The 16,130-nt window shown below is 60.3% G+C and carries 14 protein-coding genes; 6 read left to right on the top strand and 8 right to left on the bottom strand.

Annotated elements, in window-relative coordinates:
• Positions 1-64 precede the first annotated feature (64 nt).
• The 3 genes from ABD819_RS12565 (at position 65) to ABD819_RS12555 (ending at position 3,877) form a co-directional block, all read left to right on the top strand.
• Positions 65-1,531, top strand: a complete 1,467-nt coding sequence (locus tag ABD819_RS12565; protein WP_345124841.1) for a complex I subunit 4 family protein — start codon at positions 65-67, stop codon at positions 1,529-1,531.
• A 141-nt stretch (positions 1,532-1,672) separates the two neighbouring features.
• A complete protein-coding gene (locus ABD819_RS12560; RefSeq protein ID WP_345124839.1) occupies positions 1,673-3,073 on the top strand; it encodes an NADH-quinone oxidoreductase subunit N in 1,401 nt (466 codons plus the stop codon).
• Between the two features lie 135 nt (positions 3,074-3,208).
• Positions 3,209-3,877, top strand: a complete 669-nt coding sequence (locus tag ABD819_RS12555; RefSeq protein WP_345124837.1) for a M15 family metallopeptidase — start codon at positions 3,209-3,211, stop codon at positions 3,875-3,877.
• A 70-nt stretch (positions 3,878-3,947) separates the two neighbouring features.
• Here the strand turns inward: ABD819_RS12555 and ABD819_RS12550 are convergent, their stop codons facing one another.
• The 7 genes from ABD819_RS12550 to purH all read right to left on the bottom strand — a co-directional run bounded on the left by ABD819_RS12550 (position 3,948) and on the right by purH (position 11,882).
• Positions 3,948-4,664 carry a 3-ketoacyl-ACP reductase gene (locus ABD819_RS12550; protein ID WP_345124835.1) on the bottom strand — a complete coding sequence of 239 codons (717 nt, stop codon included), beginning with the start codon at positions 4,662-4,664 and terminating at the stop codon, positions 3,948-3,950.
• 188 nt (positions 4,665-4,852) lie between these two features.
• Entirely contained in the window at positions 4,853-6,712 is a 1,860-nt protein-coding gene (gene mrdA / locus ABD819_RS12545; RefSeq protein WP_345124833.1) for a penicillin-binding protein 2, read from the bottom strand.
• Between the two features lie 92 nt (positions 6,713-6,804).
• Positions 6,805-7,173 carry a four helix bundle protein gene (locus ABD819_RS12540; RefSeq protein WP_345124830.1) on the bottom strand — a complete coding sequence of 123 codons (369 nt, stop codon included), beginning with the start codon at positions 7,171-7,173 and terminating at the stop codon, positions 6,805-6,807.
• Between the two features lie 37 nt (positions 7,174-7,210).
• Positions 7,211-7,738, bottom strand: coding sequence for a hypothetical protein (locus tag ABD819_RS12535; RefSeq protein WP_345124828.1), 528 nt, complete (start codon positions 7,736-7,738; stop codon positions 7,211-7,213).
• A complete protein-coding gene (mreC, locus tag ABD819_RS12530; RefSeq protein WP_345124826.1) occupies positions 7,735-8,673 on the bottom strand; it encodes a rod shape-determining protein MreC in 939 nt (312 codons plus the stop codon). Before mreC ends, ABD819_RS12535 begins: the two co-directional genes overlap by 4 nt.
• Before the next feature lie 132 nt (positions 8,674-8,805).
• Entirely contained in the window at positions 8,806-9,831 is a 1,026-nt protein-coding gene (locus tag ABD819_RS12525) for a rod shape-determining protein (protein ID WP_345124824.1), read from the bottom strand.
• A gap of 476 nt (positions 9,832-10,307) precedes the next feature.
• The gene (gene purH / locus ABD819_RS12520; protein ID WP_345124822.1) at positions 10,308-11,882 is read right to left on the bottom strand and encodes a bifunctional phosphoribosylaminoimidazolecarboxamide formyltransferase/IMP cyclohydrolase; all 1,575 of its coding nucleotides are present in this window, start codon (positions 11,880-11,882) and stop codon (positions 10,308-10,310) included.
• A 442-nt stretch (positions 11,883-12,324) separates the two neighbouring features.
• Between purH and ABD819_RS12515 the strand changes: the two genes are divergently transcribed.
• From ABD819_RS12515 to ABD819_RS12505, 3 genes are read left to right on the top strand one after another with little or no spacing between them, the layout of a single operon-like run.
• Entirely contained in the window at positions 12,325-13,461 is a 1,137-nt protein-coding gene (locus ABD819_RS12515) for an acyl-CoA dehydrogenase family protein (RefSeq protein WP_345124820.1), read from the top strand.
• Between the two features lie 59 nt (positions 13,462-13,520).
• Positions 13,521-14,240 (top strand): PIG-L deacetylase family protein, encoded by a 720-nt coding sequence (locus tag ABD819_RS12510; RefSeq protein ID WP_345124818.1) that lies wholly within the window; start codon positions 13,521-13,523, stop codon positions 14,238-14,240.
• Positions 14,237-14,833, top strand: coding sequence for a class I SAM-dependent DNA methyltransferase (locus tag ABD819_RS12505; protein WP_345124816.1), 597 nt, complete (start codon positions 14,237-14,239; stop codon positions 14,831-14,833). Before ABD819_RS12510 ends, ABD819_RS12505 begins: the two co-directional genes overlap by 4 nt.
• On the opposite strand, the gene ABD819_RS12500 is transcribed toward ABD819_RS12505, so the two are convergent.
• Positions 14,781-15,959 (bottom strand): glycosyltransferase, encoded by a 1,179-nt coding sequence (locus tag ABD819_RS12500; protein ID WP_345124813.1) that lies wholly within the window; start codon positions 15,957-15,959, stop codon positions 14,781-14,783. The genes ABD819_RS12505 and ABD819_RS12500 overlap by 53 nt on opposite strands.
• Between the last annotated feature and the right edge of the window lie 171 nt (positions 15,960-16,130).

Genomic DNA, 16,130 nt, shown 5'->3' with positions numbered 1-16,130 from the left:
TAAGTTTGCGGTCAATTTGCGGGCCGGTTTCCCGGTGCCGCTGCTGCCCTCCTGCTATTTGCCGATGCTGACTGCTGTACTGCTTTTCCTCCCTTTGGCCGCCGCCCTGCTGCTGCTGTTAACCAAGGGAGCCACCGCCCGTGCCCTCGCGCTGGGTGCCTCACTCCTCGAATTTGGCCTTGCGGTGTACGCCGCCTTCGCCTTCAAAACCACCGGCTCGGCCAGCTTCAACCTCAATTACCACTGGATTCCCTCGGCGGGCATCAACTTCCACATCGGGCTCGACGGCCTCAGCCTGCTGCTGGTGCTGCTCACCACCTTTCTGGTACCGCTGATTCTGCTCAGCGCGTTCAAGCATAACTACGACAACCCCTCGACCTTCTACGCCCTCGTGCTGTTCATGCAAACGGGCCTGCTGGGCGTGTTCGTGTCGCTCGATGCCTTCCTGTTCTACTTCTTCTGGGAAGTGGCCCTGATTCCGATTTACTTCCTGGCCGGGGCCTGGGGCGGCGAGCGCCGCGTGGCCGTCACGCTCAAGTTTTTCCTCTACACCGTAGTGGGCTCGCTGCTGATGTTGGCCGGCTTCGTGTATTTGTATCTGCAAACCGGCCCTGCCGCTGGCTCGCTGGCCCAGCATTCCTCAGAGCTTTCGGCCTTCTATAATCTGAAGCTGAGCGCCTCGGAGCAGTCGTGGCTGTTCTGGCTGATTTTCGCCGCCTTCGCCGTGAAGATGCCCATCTTCCCCTTCCACACCTGGCAGCCCGATACCTACACCGAAGCCCCCGCCCCCGCCACCATGCTGCTCTCGGGCATCATGCTGAAAATGGGCATCTATGGCACCCTACGCTGGCTGCTGCCGGTGGTGCCGCTCGGCGTGAGCCAGTGGCAGAAGCCGGTTATCATCCTCTCCGTCATCGGCATCCTCTACGGGGCCATCATCGCCATTCGGCAGCGCGATGTCAAGCGCCTCATCGCCTACTCGTCCCTCTCCCACGTCGGGCTGATGGCGGCCGGCGTGTTCTCACTCACCCAAATCGGCCTGCAGGGCGCCGTCATTCAGATGCTGGCCCATGGCGTGAACGTGGTCGGCATGTTCTTCATCGCCGACGCTATTGAGCGCCGCACCGGCACCCGTTTCATCCCCGATTTGGGCGGCCTCACCCGCCGCACGCCCATCCTTTCGGTGTGCTTTCTGGTGATGCTGCTCAGCACCGTAGCCCTGCCCCTCACGGGCGGCTTCGTGGGCGAATTCCTACTGCTGGCCGGCGTGTATCAGTACAATGCCTGGGTTGGTGCCATTGCCGGCCTCACCATCATTTTCTCGGCCGTGTACCTGCTGCGCATGTTCCAGCGCGTCATGCTCGGCCCCGATTCCTCTTTCTCCGAAACCATCACCGACCTCACCGGCGGCGAGCTGCTGATTCTGGCCCCGCTCATGGTACTGGTGTTCTGGCTGGGGCTGTTCCCAGGCTCGTTCCTGGGCTTGTCAGAGCCCGCCGTTTCGAATATCCTGGGGCTGGTCGGGCGCTAAATCAAAAAAGAACGTCATGCTGAGCTTGTCGAAGCATCTCTACCTCGATACTAACTAATTACTTGCGCGGTAGAGATGCTTCGACAAGCTCAGCATGACGTTCCGTTGGGCATCCCCGGCGTTCCTATTTGAAGTTACTACATGACCTCCATCATTCTCCTCTCCATCTTCGGCATCCTCAACCTGTTCCTGGGCTTCCTGCGCTCGAATAAGGTGTTGCTGCCCGGTGCCATGCTGCTGCTGCTGGCCGTGTTCGGGGCCAACTACGCCGACTGGAACGTCGTCCACGCGCCGTATTTCAACAACATGCTGGTGGTGGATAACTACACGGTAGCCTTCACCGGTATCGTGTTGCTGACCACCATTTTACTGCTGCCTTTCTCGCGCAGCTACGTAGTATCGGGCGAAACCAATCTGGCCGAATACTACGCGCTGCTGCTGTTCTCGCTGGTAGGCGCAATCATGATGGTCGGCTACGACCACCTGCTGATGCTTTTCGTGGGCATCGAAATCCTGAGCATCTGCATGTACGTGCTGGCCGGCAGCAACAAGCGCGACTCACGCTCGAACGAGGCCGCCCTCAAGTACTTCCTGATGGGCGCGTTTGCCACCGGCATCCTGCTCTTCGGCGTGGCGCTGCTGTATGGTGCTACCGGCACGTTCGCCCTCTCGCAGCTGGCCGCCGCCGTGGCCAACCCCGCCAATGCCAGCCTGCAGCCCATGCTCTACATCGGCATCCTGATGATGATTATCGGCATCGGCTTCAAGGTATCGGCCGCGCCCTTCCACTTCTGGACGCCCGACGTGTACGAGGGCACGCCCACCTTCTTCACCGCTTTCATGAGCACCGTGGTGAAAACGGCCGGTTTTGCCGCTTTCCTCAAGCTGCTGGCCGTGGCCCTGCCCGCCGCCCAGGGCTTCTGGATGCCCACTATCCAGGCCATGTGCGCCCTCACGCTGCTGCTCGGCAACGTGGGTGCCGCCGCCCAAACCAACACCAAGCGCATGCTGGCCTACTCCAGCGTGAGCCACGCCGGCTACCTGCTCATCGGCCTAGTAGCCAGCAAAGGTGTGCTCATCGGCGATGCCGCCAGCGGTATCTTCTTCTACTCCCTGGCCTATTCCATTGCCACGGTAGCCGCTTTCGGCGTGCTGAAACTAGTGGCCGAACACCGCCAGAACGACTCCTACGCCGGCCTCAACGGCCTGGGCAAAACCAACCCGCTGCTGGCTTTCACCATGACGGTGGCCATGCTCTCGCTGGCGGGCATTCCGCTCACGGGTGGCTTTTTTGGCAAGTTTTTCCTGCTGGCCGCCGCCGTGGGCCAGGGCTATATCGGCCTCGTGGTGTTCGCCGTCGTCATGAGCATGGTGGGCCTGTACTACTACCTGCGCCCCATCATCGCCATGTACATGCAGCCCGCGCCCGAAGATACAACTCCCGTACCGGTCGATGGTATCCAGACAGTGACGCTGGTAGTGCTGGTGCTGCTGACGATTCTGCTGGGCATCGCGCCGGGCTTTTTGAGCGGGATTTTGTAAGGTCTGTTGCTGAATAAAAAAAGCCTCCTTGATGGAGGCTTTTTTGTTGACCAGTTGGTCCGCTTTTGGTGCGATAAACCCGGATATATTTTCGAAATTCACCGCTGCATTTCATTGGAATTCAAGCCTTATTACATGCCTAATTCTGAAAGCAAATACCTGGCATTGCGGAAATCGTGGGCCTTTTGCGCAATAGCAATAATTAGCAGCTGCGCCACAAAGCCGCCCCTCGAAACCGGCACTTTCACCCCGTCCGAATTGGTGGAATTGCAGCGGCTCGACCCAACCATCCAATTGGATATCCGCTACGCTACGCCGCACAACTTTATGGGGCGGCCCCTCTATCCGCAGGCGCGGGCATTTTTGCAGCGCCCCGCCGCCGAGGCACTGGCACAGGTCAACGCCGACTTAAAACCGCTGGGCTACCGCCTGCTGGTTTTCGATGGCTACCGGCCCTGGCGCATCACCAAAATGATGTGGGACAGCACCCCACCCGAGAAACGGGAGTTCGTAGCCGACCCGCGCAAAGGCTCGCGCCACAACCGCGGCTGCGCCGTCGACCTTACCTTGTGCGACCTTGCCACCGGCCGCGAAATCGAGATGCCCGGTACGTACGATGAGATGAGTCCCCGCTCCTACATCGCCTACGCGGGCGGCACCGCCGCCCAGCGCGAAGCCCGCGACCTGCTGCGCCGCCTCATGGAAACCCACGGCTTCACCGTGCTGCCCGCCGAGTGGTGGCACTACGACTACAAAGACTGGAAGTCATACCCGATTCAGAACGTGCCGTTTGAGAAGCTGTAGCTATCGAAACCGAAGCGCCCCCGCAACATAAGTTACGGGGGCGCTTCGGTAAGCGGGAAATCCTGCGGCGCTACGGATTAGTCGACCACATGCCTGCCTCTTTGATAAAAATGCGGCGGTTCAGCTTCAGCTGCGACACCATGAACTCGGCCAAATCCTCGGGCTGCATCACTTTCTCGGGGTTGCCATCGGTGAGCTTGTTTTCCAAGGCCAGCGGCGTAGCCACGGTGCTGGGCGTGAGGACTGATACCCGGATGTTGTGCTTGCGCACTTCCTGCATCAGGGCCTCGGTGAGACCCATGACGGCGAATTTGGAGGCGCTGTAGGCGCTGCTGCCGGCGGCGGCCCGCAGGCCGGAGGTGGAGGAGATGTTGATAATATCGCCGGTCTGGCGCGCAATCATCACGGGCAGCACGGCGCGGGTCACGTAGTAAGTGCCCATCAGGTTCACCTGAATGATGTGCTCCCACTGCTCGGGCTCCATCTCCAGAAACTTGGCGAAGCTGCCGATGCCGGCGTTGTTGATGAGGATGTCAATCGGGCCGAGCTCGTCGTGGATTTTGGCCACGGCGAGGTTCACGGCGGTGCGGTCGGCCACGTCGGCCACGGTGGTAATCACGGTGCCACCGGCAGCAATAATTTCGGCCGCTACTTCGCGCAGGTCACTTTCGGTGCGGGCCAGCAGGCCTACGTGCACGCCTTCAGCAGCCAGGGCCAGGGCTACGGCGCGGCCGATGCCTTTGCCCGCGCCGGTTACGAGGGCGACTTTTCCGGTTAAGGATTCCATGTTTTTTCCGAGGATTGTGAGGAGGTAGAACTGAGTTTGGAAGCGAAAGGTTGGGAGCAAACTTGACTAGAACGAGGTAGAGACGCAAGATTTTGCGTCTCGTCGTTGAACGATAACGCCCGCACTACTTGAACGGCGCGGACGACGAGACGCAAAATCTTGCGTCTCTACCGCGTCTTGCGCCACCATTACATCCCGTGCAAATGCTTGGTGAAGTCGCCGTACATCACCCAATCCTCCCAGCGTTTGCGGTGGGGTGCTACTTTGCCACGCAGGTATTTTTCAATCATCAGGCCCGCGGCGGGGGCGGCGCTGGTGCCTCCAAAGCCACTGTTTTCGATGAAAACGGCAATGGCAATTTTGGGGTCATTGGCCGGGGCGAAGGCGGCGAAGGTGGCGTGGTCGAAGCCGTGAGCGTTTTGCACGGTGCCGGTTTTGCCGGCCACCGAAATCCCGAACTGCGCCAGCGAAGCCAGCTCGCCGGTGCCCCCGTTGCCGTCCACTACCTGCTGCATGCCGGGAATAATGTGCTTGAACAGGGCCGTATCGACGGCCGTGAAATGCTTTTGCTGGTACTGCGACAGTGGGCCGCCGTTGCCAATGCCGCGCACGAAATGCGGCGTGTAGTACCAGCCCCGGTTAGCAATAGTAGCCAGCACATTGGCCATTTGCAGGCCCGTAATACCGATTTCACCCTGCCCGATGCTGAGCGAATACACGTTGCGGAAGCTCCAGCGATGCTGACGGTTTTCCTTTTTATTGAAAAACTTCTTGTCGTAGAATTCCGGCGAAGGAATAAGGCCGCGCTTCTCCTGCGACATATCCACGCCCAGCTTTTCGCCGAGGCCGAATGATTTCACCATTTTCTGCCACTGCCCCAGGCCGATGTGGGCATCGTCGTACTTATTGGGAGCCTGTCCACGCACCACCGCCGCCCGCAGCACCTGGTAGAAATAGGGATTGCAGCTTTGCTTGATAGCAATACTTACGTTGCGCGGCGGCTCGTGGCGGTGGGTGCAGCGCACCAGTTTCTGGTTGCACTCGAAGGACGTACCGGGCTTAACTACGCCCAACTGCAGCGCCACCAGCTCATTCACCAGCTTAAACACCGAGCCGGGCGGGTACGTGGCCATCAGCGGGCGGTCGAAGAGCGGGCGGTCGGGGTTGTTGAGCAAATCCATGTAGCGGTTGCCCGAGCCCTTGCCCGTGAGCAGCTGCGGCTTGTAGTGCGGAGCCGACACGAAGGCCAGTATCTCGCCCGTTTTGGGGTCGATGGCCACAATGGAGCCCCGCCGGCCGGCCAGCAGTTTTTCCCCATAAGCCTGTAGTTCAGCATCAATGCTCAGGTGCAAATCCTGCCCGGCCACCGACAGCGTATCAAACTCCCCGTCCCGAAACTTGCCTTTCTCAATGCCGCGCACGTTCACCATCTTGTACTGCACGCCGCGCCGGCCCATCAGCGTTTCCTCGTAGAACGACTCCAGACCCGAAATACCGATGTTTTCGCCGGAGTGGTACTTGGCATACTTCGGCTTTTCCATAAATGCCGGTGTGATGGCCCCCACGTAGCCCAGGGCGTGAGCCAGGTTATCCATGCGGTAGGCCCGGGCCATGCGCGCCTGAATACGGAAGCCCGGGAAATCCATCAGGTTGTCCTGAATCGCGGCCAGGTCGGGCGTGGTCAGGTTCTGAACCACAGGCGAGGGCTTATTGCGCGAGTATTTCTTGGCTGCCAGTAGGCTGGCGCGCAGGTCCTCCAGCGGAATCTGGAGCAGGGCGCAGAAGCGGGCCGAGTCCAGCTGCTTCACTTCGCGGGGCACCACCATCAGGTCGTACACGGGTGTATTCTGCACCAGCAGCTGGTTCTTGCGGTCGTATATCAGGCCCCGGTAGGGAATCTGGACCAGGCGCTGCAGCGTGTTTCTATCGGCCGCCAGCTTGTAGGTACCATCCAGCACCTGCATGACAAACAGCCGCGTCAGGAAAATGAGGGCCACCGCCAAGAAGATGCCTTTCACCACGTATTTACGGCCTTCCAGGTATTGCATTCTTATAGTGGTTAATGATTAGTGGTTAATGATTAATTATTTCTTATGAGGAAGATGTATAGGATTTAATTTTCACCGAAAAAAACGACTGATTAACTACCAATAGTCTTCAAATTATTCTTTGCCGTTTTAATGGAACTGGTTAGCAGCTTCAGCAATTCTGTGGCATCGATACATAGGCTGGCAGCTTGTTCGGGCGTGAGATAGTCAGTAGCGGCCAGTAACTCCAGCCAATAAATAGTCTCATTAATTTCTTTTTGAGCAACTGCCATTTTATGAATAAAATCAGCTTTGCTTTCAGCATGTTCCGCTTCCCGAACCATACTGCCCACGGAAGTACCACATCGCAGCAACTGTTTTGCTATTACATATTCTTTTTTAGCTGTTTGCAAAAACTGAAACAGGCGCACAATTCGCACTGCAAATACGAATGATTTTGCTTTCAATATATTGCGCTCCATAATTAACCATTAATCACTAACCGTTAACCACTAATCGTTAATTCCGCCCCCGCCGCACCGGATAAAACAGCAGTTGAATAATCAACAACGCCAGCCCGGTGAATAGTGCGCTCACCAGTATTTTCCCCAGCGTGATGCCAAAATGCAGAAAGCTGCCCAGCTCCAGCAGGAAAAAAGCCGTGTGATGAATGAGCACCAATAGCGTGAGGTAGACCCCAAACCACTGCCAGCCCATTTGATGCACGTTCACCGCGTCGCCGCTGTCGTAGCCGTCGCGCGGGGTGAGCAGGCGCAGCACCCACGGCCGCAGGAAGCCCAGCAGCACCGCCGCCGCCGCGTGCAGCCCGCCGGTATCGTAGAAAATATCCATCGTGAGGCCCATCGCAAAGGCCAGCAGCAGCTGCACCACAATGGGCGTGGCCAGCGGCAAAAACAGCAAAAAGCCCAGATACAAAAAACACCAGCCCAACTCAAACAGCACCAAGCGGCTAATCAGCAGCACATGCACGCCCGCGTAGAGCCCGAAGCGCAGCAATTGAATCAGAATAAACCGTACGGCACTCATGGGCGGGCTCCTCCTTTTGGCAGTATGCCGGTGTGTACTTCCACGGTGTCGCGCTCGGCCTTGGCCCGGTTGGTCACCACGTAGACGTAAGTGAGGTTGGCAAAATTGACGCCCAGCCGCACGCGTATCGTCCAGAAGTTCTTGTCGGGTTCCTTCACAAACGACTCGATGGTGCCAATAAACAAGCCTTCCGGGAACACCGAGTTGTAGCTCGACGTCACTACCGTGTCGCCTTTCAGCAGCTTGGTTTCGCGCAGCACGTTGTCGAGCAGGGCGTGCGTCGGGTCGTCGCCCAGCCAGCGAATGGTGCCAAACGTGCCGTCGCGCTTGATTTTAGAGGCGATGCTGGTTTTGGAATGCAGCAGGCTCGTGACGGTGGCGTAGTGTTCGCTCACCACTTTCACGCGGCCCACTACCCCACCGGCGGCCACCACGCCCAGGCCGGGGCGTACGCCATTAGCGCTGCCCACGTTCAGGGTAAGGTAGTTATCCACATTATGCAGCATATTGTTGATAACCCGGGCCGGCGTTAGTGGATAACTCGGGTCACGGGCCGGTAGGCGCTGCTGGGCCAGCAGCAGGGTATCGGGCCGGGCGGCCGGCCGCTGGTAGCGCACGCGCCGCAGCGAATCGGTACGGGCCGGCGGCAATGCTACTGAGTCGGCCTCACGCCGCACCGAGTCGGCCGGATAAAGCTGCTGGCGGAGCGCGGCATTCTCGGCCGCCAGCTGCTGGTTCGTTTCGGCCAGGTGGAAATAGTCGACTACCTGCGCGCGCCGTTCCAGCACCACGCCGGCATATTTATTAGCCGAATTAAAAAAAGCGGCCCGCTGATACGAATTATTAGTGACAAATAAATACAGGCTGATTATTTCTAATAAGCCAAATACCAGCGCCCCGCGAAAGCGAAATAGGAAAATAAATAAATTCCGCACGGGAAGGTCAATTAAGAATTAAAAATCAAGAATTAAGAATTAAAAGTTAACAACCGCTCAAATGGTGCCACCTGGCTAATTGAACAATAGTCAATTTTTAATTCTTAATCCTTAATTTTTAATTTCCAATTCTTAAGTGAGAAGTACACCTTTAAAGGCCTGAATGTCCTTAATTGCCTTGCCGGTGCCGCGCACCACGGCGCGCAGCGGGTCTTCAGCAATATGAATTGGCAGCTTGGTTTTGGCGGCCAGGCGCTTGTCCAAACCGCGCAGCAATGCACCGCCACCGGTGAGGTGAATACCGTTCTCGTAAATATCGGCCGACAATTCGGGCGGCGAAATTTCGAGGGCTTTCAATACGGCTTCCTCAATTTTTGCCACCGATTTATCGAGGGCGATGGCAATTTCCGAGAAGGTTACTTTAATAACTTTCGGAATGCCCGTCATCAGGTCGCGGCCACGCACTTCGTGGTCGGGCGGCGGCACGTCGAGTTCGGTGAGGGCCGCCCCTACTTCAATCTTGATGCGCTCGGCCGAACGCTCACCGATGAGCAGGTTATGCTGCCGGCGCATGTAGTCGAGGATGTCCTGGTTGAAAACGTCGCCAGCGGTTTTGATGGACTGGTCGCACACGATGCCCGACAGCGCGATTACCGCGATTTCCGTCGTGCCGCCTCCGATATCGATAATCATCGAGCCCACGGGCTGCTGCACGTCGATGCCGATGCCGATGGCGGCGGCCATGGGCTCCTGAATCATCCAGACTTCCTTGGCCCCGGCGTGCTCGGCGGAGTCACGCACGGCACGTTTCTCCACTTCGGTAATGCCCGACGGGATGCAGATGACCATGCGGTGCGAGGGCTGAAACAGCCGGTTGCGCGTGTCAATCATCTTAATCATGCCCTTAATCATTTCCTCGGCGGCGTGGAAATCGGCAATAACCCCGTCTTTCAGCGGGCGAATGGTGCGGATGTTATCGTGGGTTTTCTCATGCATCTGCTGAGCCTGGCGGCCCACGGCGATGACTTTATTCGTAGTTCGGTCTTTGGCGATGATGCTCGGCTCATCCACCACGATTTTATCGTTGTGGATGATGAGCGTATTAGCCGTACCCAGGTCGATGGCGATGTCGCTGGTCCAGAAATTAAAGAAACCCATAGCGTTAGCTGCAATAAGGCGGAGCCCAGCGTGTAAGCTGGGCAGAATAATGGGCAAAGGTACGGAAGGTTTGGGCGGGCATGATGAACGGAGTTATGGCATTGAACCCGCCAACCGTCTGTCATTGCGAGTGAAGCGCAGCGCAACGTGGCAATCCGTCCTCTTATTGCGACCAGCCCTGAATGGTGATGAAGTTCCTTTTTAAAACAAAGACCCCGACTCTTGTGCAGAGCCGGGGCTTGGTCATGATATTAGCTGCTGTTACGCGCTCTCCTTGTTAAAGCGCCTCGGGGGATGTAGCGCGGACTTTGTAGTCCGCGAGTCTGCGCCGCTACAACCACTACACGGCGCAGACTCGCGGACAACAAAGTCCGCGCTACATCCTGCCGCGTAACAGCAGATATCAGGTTGGTCGCTCGGGGAGGAAGGATTAGCTGCGCTGAACTTCGTTTGCTGCGCTGCGCTCGCAATGACAGTTAGTGCTTGAAATGCCGCACGCCGGTCAATACCATAGCCATGCCCAGCTCGTCGGCGGCGCGGGTGCTGTCGGCATCCTTAATGGAGCCACCGGGCTGCACCACGGCCCGAATGCCGGCCGCGCCGGCAATTTCCACGCAGTCGGGGAAGGGGAAGAAGGCGTCGGAGGCCATCACGGCACCGTGCAGGTCGAAGCCGAAGGTGTGGGCTTTCTCGATGGCCTGGCGCAGGGCATCGACGCGGCTGGTCTGGCCCACGCCGGAGGCCAGCAGCTGACCGGCGCGGGCCAGCACGATGGTATTGCTCTTGGTGTGCTTGCAGATTTTGCCGGCGAACACCAGGGCCGCGGTTTCCTCGTCGGTGGGAGCCGATTGGGTGACGGTGCGGAAATCGGCGGCGGTTTCGGTCTGGCGGTCGGCATCCTGCTCGATGATGCCGTTGAGCAGGGTTTTGATTTGCTTCTTTGGAAACTCCACCGGCTTTTGGAGCAGCAGAATGCGGTTTTTCTTGCTTTGGAGCACGGGCAAGGCTTCGGCGGCGAAGCTGGGCGCAATCAGCACTTCGAAGAACAGCTGGTTCAACTCGGCAGCAGTGGCCGCGTCCACTTCTTTGTTCACGATGATAACCCCGCCGAAGGCCGAGGTCGGGTCGCAGCTGAGCGCATTCACATAAGCATCGTGGAGTGTGGCGGCCTGGGCTACGCCGCAGGCATTGGTGTGCTTGAGGATGGCGCAGGCGGGCTCGCCGTCGGTGAATTCGGCCATCAGGGCCACGGCGGCATCCACGTCCACCAGGTTGTTGTAGCTGAGCTGCTTGCCGTGCAGCTGGTCGAACAGCGCCGTGAGGTCGCCGTAGAACGTGCCGGCCTGGTGGGGGTTTTCGCCGTAGCGCAGCGGGGTTGACGCTCCGCTTAGTGAGGAATCAGGAATCAGGAATGAGGAATTATTCGCTGTTAATTCTTCATTCCTGATTCCTGATTCCCCATTTTTAGCGAAATATTTTGCGATTTCGGTGTCGTAGTGCGAGGTGGCGGCGAAGGCGGCGGCGGCGTACTGGCGGCGGTCGTCGAGGTCGGTAGCGCCGTTTTTGGCGGTCAGCAGCTCGGTCACGGCCGCGTACTGGTCGCGGCTGCTGACCACGAGCACGTCGCGGTAGTTTTTGGCGGCGGCGCGCAGCAGCGAAATGCCACCGATGTCAATTTTCTCGATAACGTCCTGCTCGGCCGCTCCGCTGGCTACGGTTTCCTCGAAGGGGTACAAGTCGACCACGACCAGGTCGATGGGTGGAATGCCGTGCTGCTCAGCCTGGGCCAGGTCGCCGGCCTCGTGGCGGCGGTGCAGAATACCGCCGAACACCTTGGGATGCAGCGTTTTTACCCGGCCACCGAATACTTCCGGAAAGCCGGTCAGGTCCTCCACGGCGGTTACCTCAGCGCCCTGCTCTTCCAGAAACTGCTGAGTACCGCCCGTAGAATAAAGCGTCACGCCGTGCTGCCGCAGCACCTGCACCAGCGGGGCCAGCCGGTCTTTATGATACACGGAGAGCAAGGCGGCACGAATGGGGCGGGACGACATAAAACGGAGGTAAAAGCTGGGCACAATTGCCGCCACGAAGGTAAGGTGCAGGTCCGGCGGGCGCTGCCGAAACAGGTTACCGAATTGTTAAGTAGGCGCGCATAGGTAAGCGAACAAAAAGAACGTCATGCTGAGCGGAGCGGAGCGAAGTCGAAGCATCTCGCGTGTGGTAGTAACTCAATCGAATGGATTACCTAAGCACGCGAGACGCTTTGACTTCGCTACGCTCAGCATGACCGCCTTTTTTGCCACGGTTACTTATGCACAAGTGCTCAACACCCTCCAGTAGCCTATGCCGCCATCAAAATTCACCCGAACACTCGGCTGGGTTCTGAAGTATAGAAACTTTCCGCCTTTCTGTTTCTCAGGTATGCCAGTTGACCATTTGCCCATGCTTGCTGCTGACGCACAACTGACAGCGCCAAAAGCAAACCATCCTGTTTTGTCCGAATCGCAGCTCGGTACTCCAGCTCAGGCCGAAGGTGCCGCTGCCAAAATCGCCCCGCGGCTATTTGCCCAAGCCGCGGCGACCGACGTGGAAGGCGGTTTCCCAACCCAGGAATTTGGCTGGCTGCGGGCGGCGGGCCTGCTTACGGTGGTGCTGCCCGCGGCCATGGGCGGCGCGGACTTGCACACGGCGGCGGCCACGCTGCCGCTGTTGCAGGTGCTGCGGCACGTGGGCCGGGGAAATCTGGCGGTCGGGCGGGTTTACGAAGGCCACCTGAACGCGCTGCTGCTCATCCAGCAGCTGGGCAACGCGGCGCAGGTGGAGCGCTACGCCGCCGATGCCCGCGCCGGCCTATTATTTGGCATGTGGAATACCGAAAATCCGGCCGAAGGCGTGCACCTCGATGCCTTGCCGAATGGCCGCTACCGGCTGCGCGGGGCCAAAACCTTTGCCTCGGGAGCCGGCCAGCTGGCGCGCCCGCTCATTACCGGGGCGTTGCCCGAGGGGCAGGGCTGGCAGCTATTTGTGCTGCCCGCCGATGCCCAGCCGCCGGCGCTGGACCGCTCCTTCTGGCAACCGCTGGGCATGCGGGCTACGGCCAGTTTCCGCGCCGACCTGACGGGCCTGGAAATCGGGCCCGAAGACCTTATCGGCCCATCTAACGCGTATTATCAGCAGCCGGCGTTCAGCGGCGGGGCCATCCGGTTTGCGGCCGTGCAACTGGGTGGGGCCGAAGCCGTGTTTGAGGAAACCCACGGCTTCCTGCGCGGCCTGAACCGCACCGACGACCCCTACCAGCGCCAGCGGCTGGGCGAAATGGCCATTGCCCTCGAAAGCGGCCTGCACTGGCTGCGCGGGGCCGCCGACAACGCCGCCCGGCTTACTGCGGCCACCTCCGAAGGCGCGGAAGCCACCGTGGCCTACGCCAATATGATGCGCACGGTCATCGAAAAAATCTGCCTCGACATGCTACAGCTGGCCGAGCGGAGCGTGGGCGCGCGGGGCATGTTGCGGCCCCTCCCCTTTGAGCGCCTGCACCGCGACCTCACGCACTACCTGCGCCAGCCCGCCCCCGACGCCGCGTTGGCCGACGTAGGCCGGTTTGTGCTGGATGGGAAAAGCTTCAGTTAAAACTCAAATCAGCCATTTCAGTCTTGTCAGCGGCAATTCTCCCTTTTTCAACGTATCCGGTGCGTGGCGACAGCTTTGTTTCCAAGCTGGGCTCGACGGTAGTAGTTGTCCCGCACCCCGATGATGAGGCGCTGGGCTGCGGGGGGCTGCTGGCGCTGCTACGACAGGCTGGCCAGCCGGTAGCGGCGGTGCTGGTGAGCGATGGGACGATGTCGCATCCGGACTCTACGGTGTTTTCGGCCCCGGCCCGCCGGGCGGTCCGGGTTACCGAATTTCGGCATTCCTTAACCATCCTGGGAGCCGATGAAGTAGCGCCGCTACTGCTCGACCTGCCGGATGGCCAGGTTCCCGCATCGGCTGACGCGCCCGGATTTATGGATGCCGCCAACCAGCTGCGGGTATTTCTGGAGCAGCGGCAAGCGGCTACCGTGCTGGTACCCTGGCGGCGCGACCCGCACCCCGACCACCGCGCCACCGCCCAGCTGGTGCAGGCGGCGCTGGCCGGCATGGCTCGCCCGCCGCACCGCCTCGAATATGTGGTGTGGGCCTGGGAGCGGGCCGCGCCCGAAGACCTGCCCACGGCGGCCGATGCCGTGGCGGGCTTTCGGGTAGCTATTGGTGCGGTAGCGGCCAAAAAGCAGCGGGCCATCGCGGCACACCGCTCGCAGATGGCCCCCGGCGTTTTTACCGACGACCCGAATGGATTTTTACTATCGGCCGACATGCTGGCGCGTTTCGCGGAGCCGTATGAGGTATTTTTTGCAGCTATTGAGCGATGAATCTTAATCAACCCAACACCTTGCCGCCGGCGTATTTTGACCAGGTATACCAGGCCAACCGCGACCCGTGGGATTTTGAAACCAGCCCTTACGAGCGGGCTAAATACGCAGCCACGGTAGCGGCGCTGCCGCGCCCGCGCTACGCCGAAGCTTTTGAGATTGGCTGCTCGCTGGGCGTGCTTACCGCGCAGCTGGCCCCGCGGTGCGCCCACCTGCTGGCCGTGGATGTGAGCGAGGCCGCTCTGGCGCAGGCTCGCGACCGCTGCGTGGACTTGCCTCAGGTTGACTTGCGGCTAATGCGGGTGCCGGAGGAATTCCCACCCCGGCAATTTGACCTCATTCTGCTTTCGGAAGTGGGGTATTACTGGAATGATGCCGACCTGGCCCGCGCGGCCCAGCAGTGCGTAACGGGACTGAAGACGGGCGGGCAGCTCCTGCTGGTGCACTGGACGCCGCCCGTGCACGACTACCCTTTGACGGGCGATGATGTACACAATTATTTCCTGGCCCAGGCTACCGACAGCGGCCCCCTGCAGCACCTCAGCGGGCAGCGGCACGAAACGTACCGGCTCGACTTGCTGGAAAAGCGCTGAGCTCAACCACCGCTTCCGCGACCACCGGCGCGGGCTCATGGGCCAGGATAAGCGGCGGCAGCACCCGTAGTGCCCATGAGAGCGGCAGCAGGTCTATCCGCAGGCCGGGCGCGTTGGCCAGGGCCCATTCCCACAGCATGCCGAAGGTGGGAGCCTGCCGCACCTGCTCCTGCAGCACGGCTACGGGCACGGCCAGGCACGCCGCCAGGGTTTCGGGCGGCCGCCGGGTGCCACTGGCCCAGTGGGCGCGCAGCCGACGCCGCAGCCGCCACTGGCGGGCCAGTTGGTTGGGGTTTTCGACGTGGGGCTCGCGCTGCTGCTGGCTCATGCGCAGCCACTCGCGCAGCTGCCACGACAAGCCTACTTCCACCCGGCCTTCGCGCCGGGCCGAGGTGAGCACCTGCACCCGCGGGCTGTGGCGCAACGCTAAATCGTGCTGGCGCAGGCGCTGGCACAGGGCCTCATCTTCCAGAAAACGAACTTCGGGCAAGCCCCCCACCCGGCGGTAGGCGCGGGTAGTGATGGCCAGGCTGGCCCCAAAATGCTGGTGGTGGCGGGGCCAGGGGTCGGCGGGCGCGGGGTCGATGGCGTGCTCAAGACGGGTGCAGAGCAGGCGGTAAGCCGCGTCACGCGTCTGAATACGGCGCAGCGACCGTAGCTCGGGCTGGTCGTCCTGGTAGAATTCCGTGCTGATGCGCCCGCCCACGGCATCGGCGCCGGCCGCTATTTCGGCCATGATGGCGGCTACCCAGGTGGGCGCTACCCGGGTATCGGCATCGGTGCTGGCGATGATGCCGGTGCCGCGCACCAGCTCCAGCCGGGCGCAGGCCTCGTCCATGAGCAGGCGGCGGGCGCGGCCCACGTGCGCCTGAGCTTTGGGCAGGTTGATTTCGGCTACCCCCAGCGCCAGATGCGGCCAGCGGTGGGCTTGCCGGCGCGCGATTTCGGCGGTGGCATCGGCGCAATTGTTGGCCAGCACCAGCACTTCGAAGCAGCCAGCTGGCAGTGGGCGGCCGGCCAGGTCTGTTTGAGTAGCCAGCGCCGCCAGAGTGGCGGGCAGTCCCGCCGCTTCGTCTTTGGCGGGGATAATGATGCTGACTTGCAGATTGGCGCGAGGCGGTGGCAACTGCTGGTGCAGCAACCGCGCGGTGGGCAACAATGTAAATGCAAGCGCAGGGATTGGGGCAGTGGCAGTGGCCTCGTGGGCAGCAAGGAAGCGGGCGGGCGTAGCGTGGTCCATTGGCTAGGCTTACGCCAGCTTAAGGACGAAGGATAAAGACGAGCTTACTTACACCTC

Source organism: Hymenobacter antarcticus (genome assembly GCF_039539545.1).
Taxonomy (GTDB): domain Bacteria; phylum Bacteroidota; class Bacteroidia; order Cytophagales; family Hymenobacteraceae; genus Hymenobacter; species Hymenobacter antarcticus.
The sequence above is the reverse complement of the archived record's forward strand: the minus strand, read 5'-3'. Positions and strand labels throughout refer to the sequence as shown.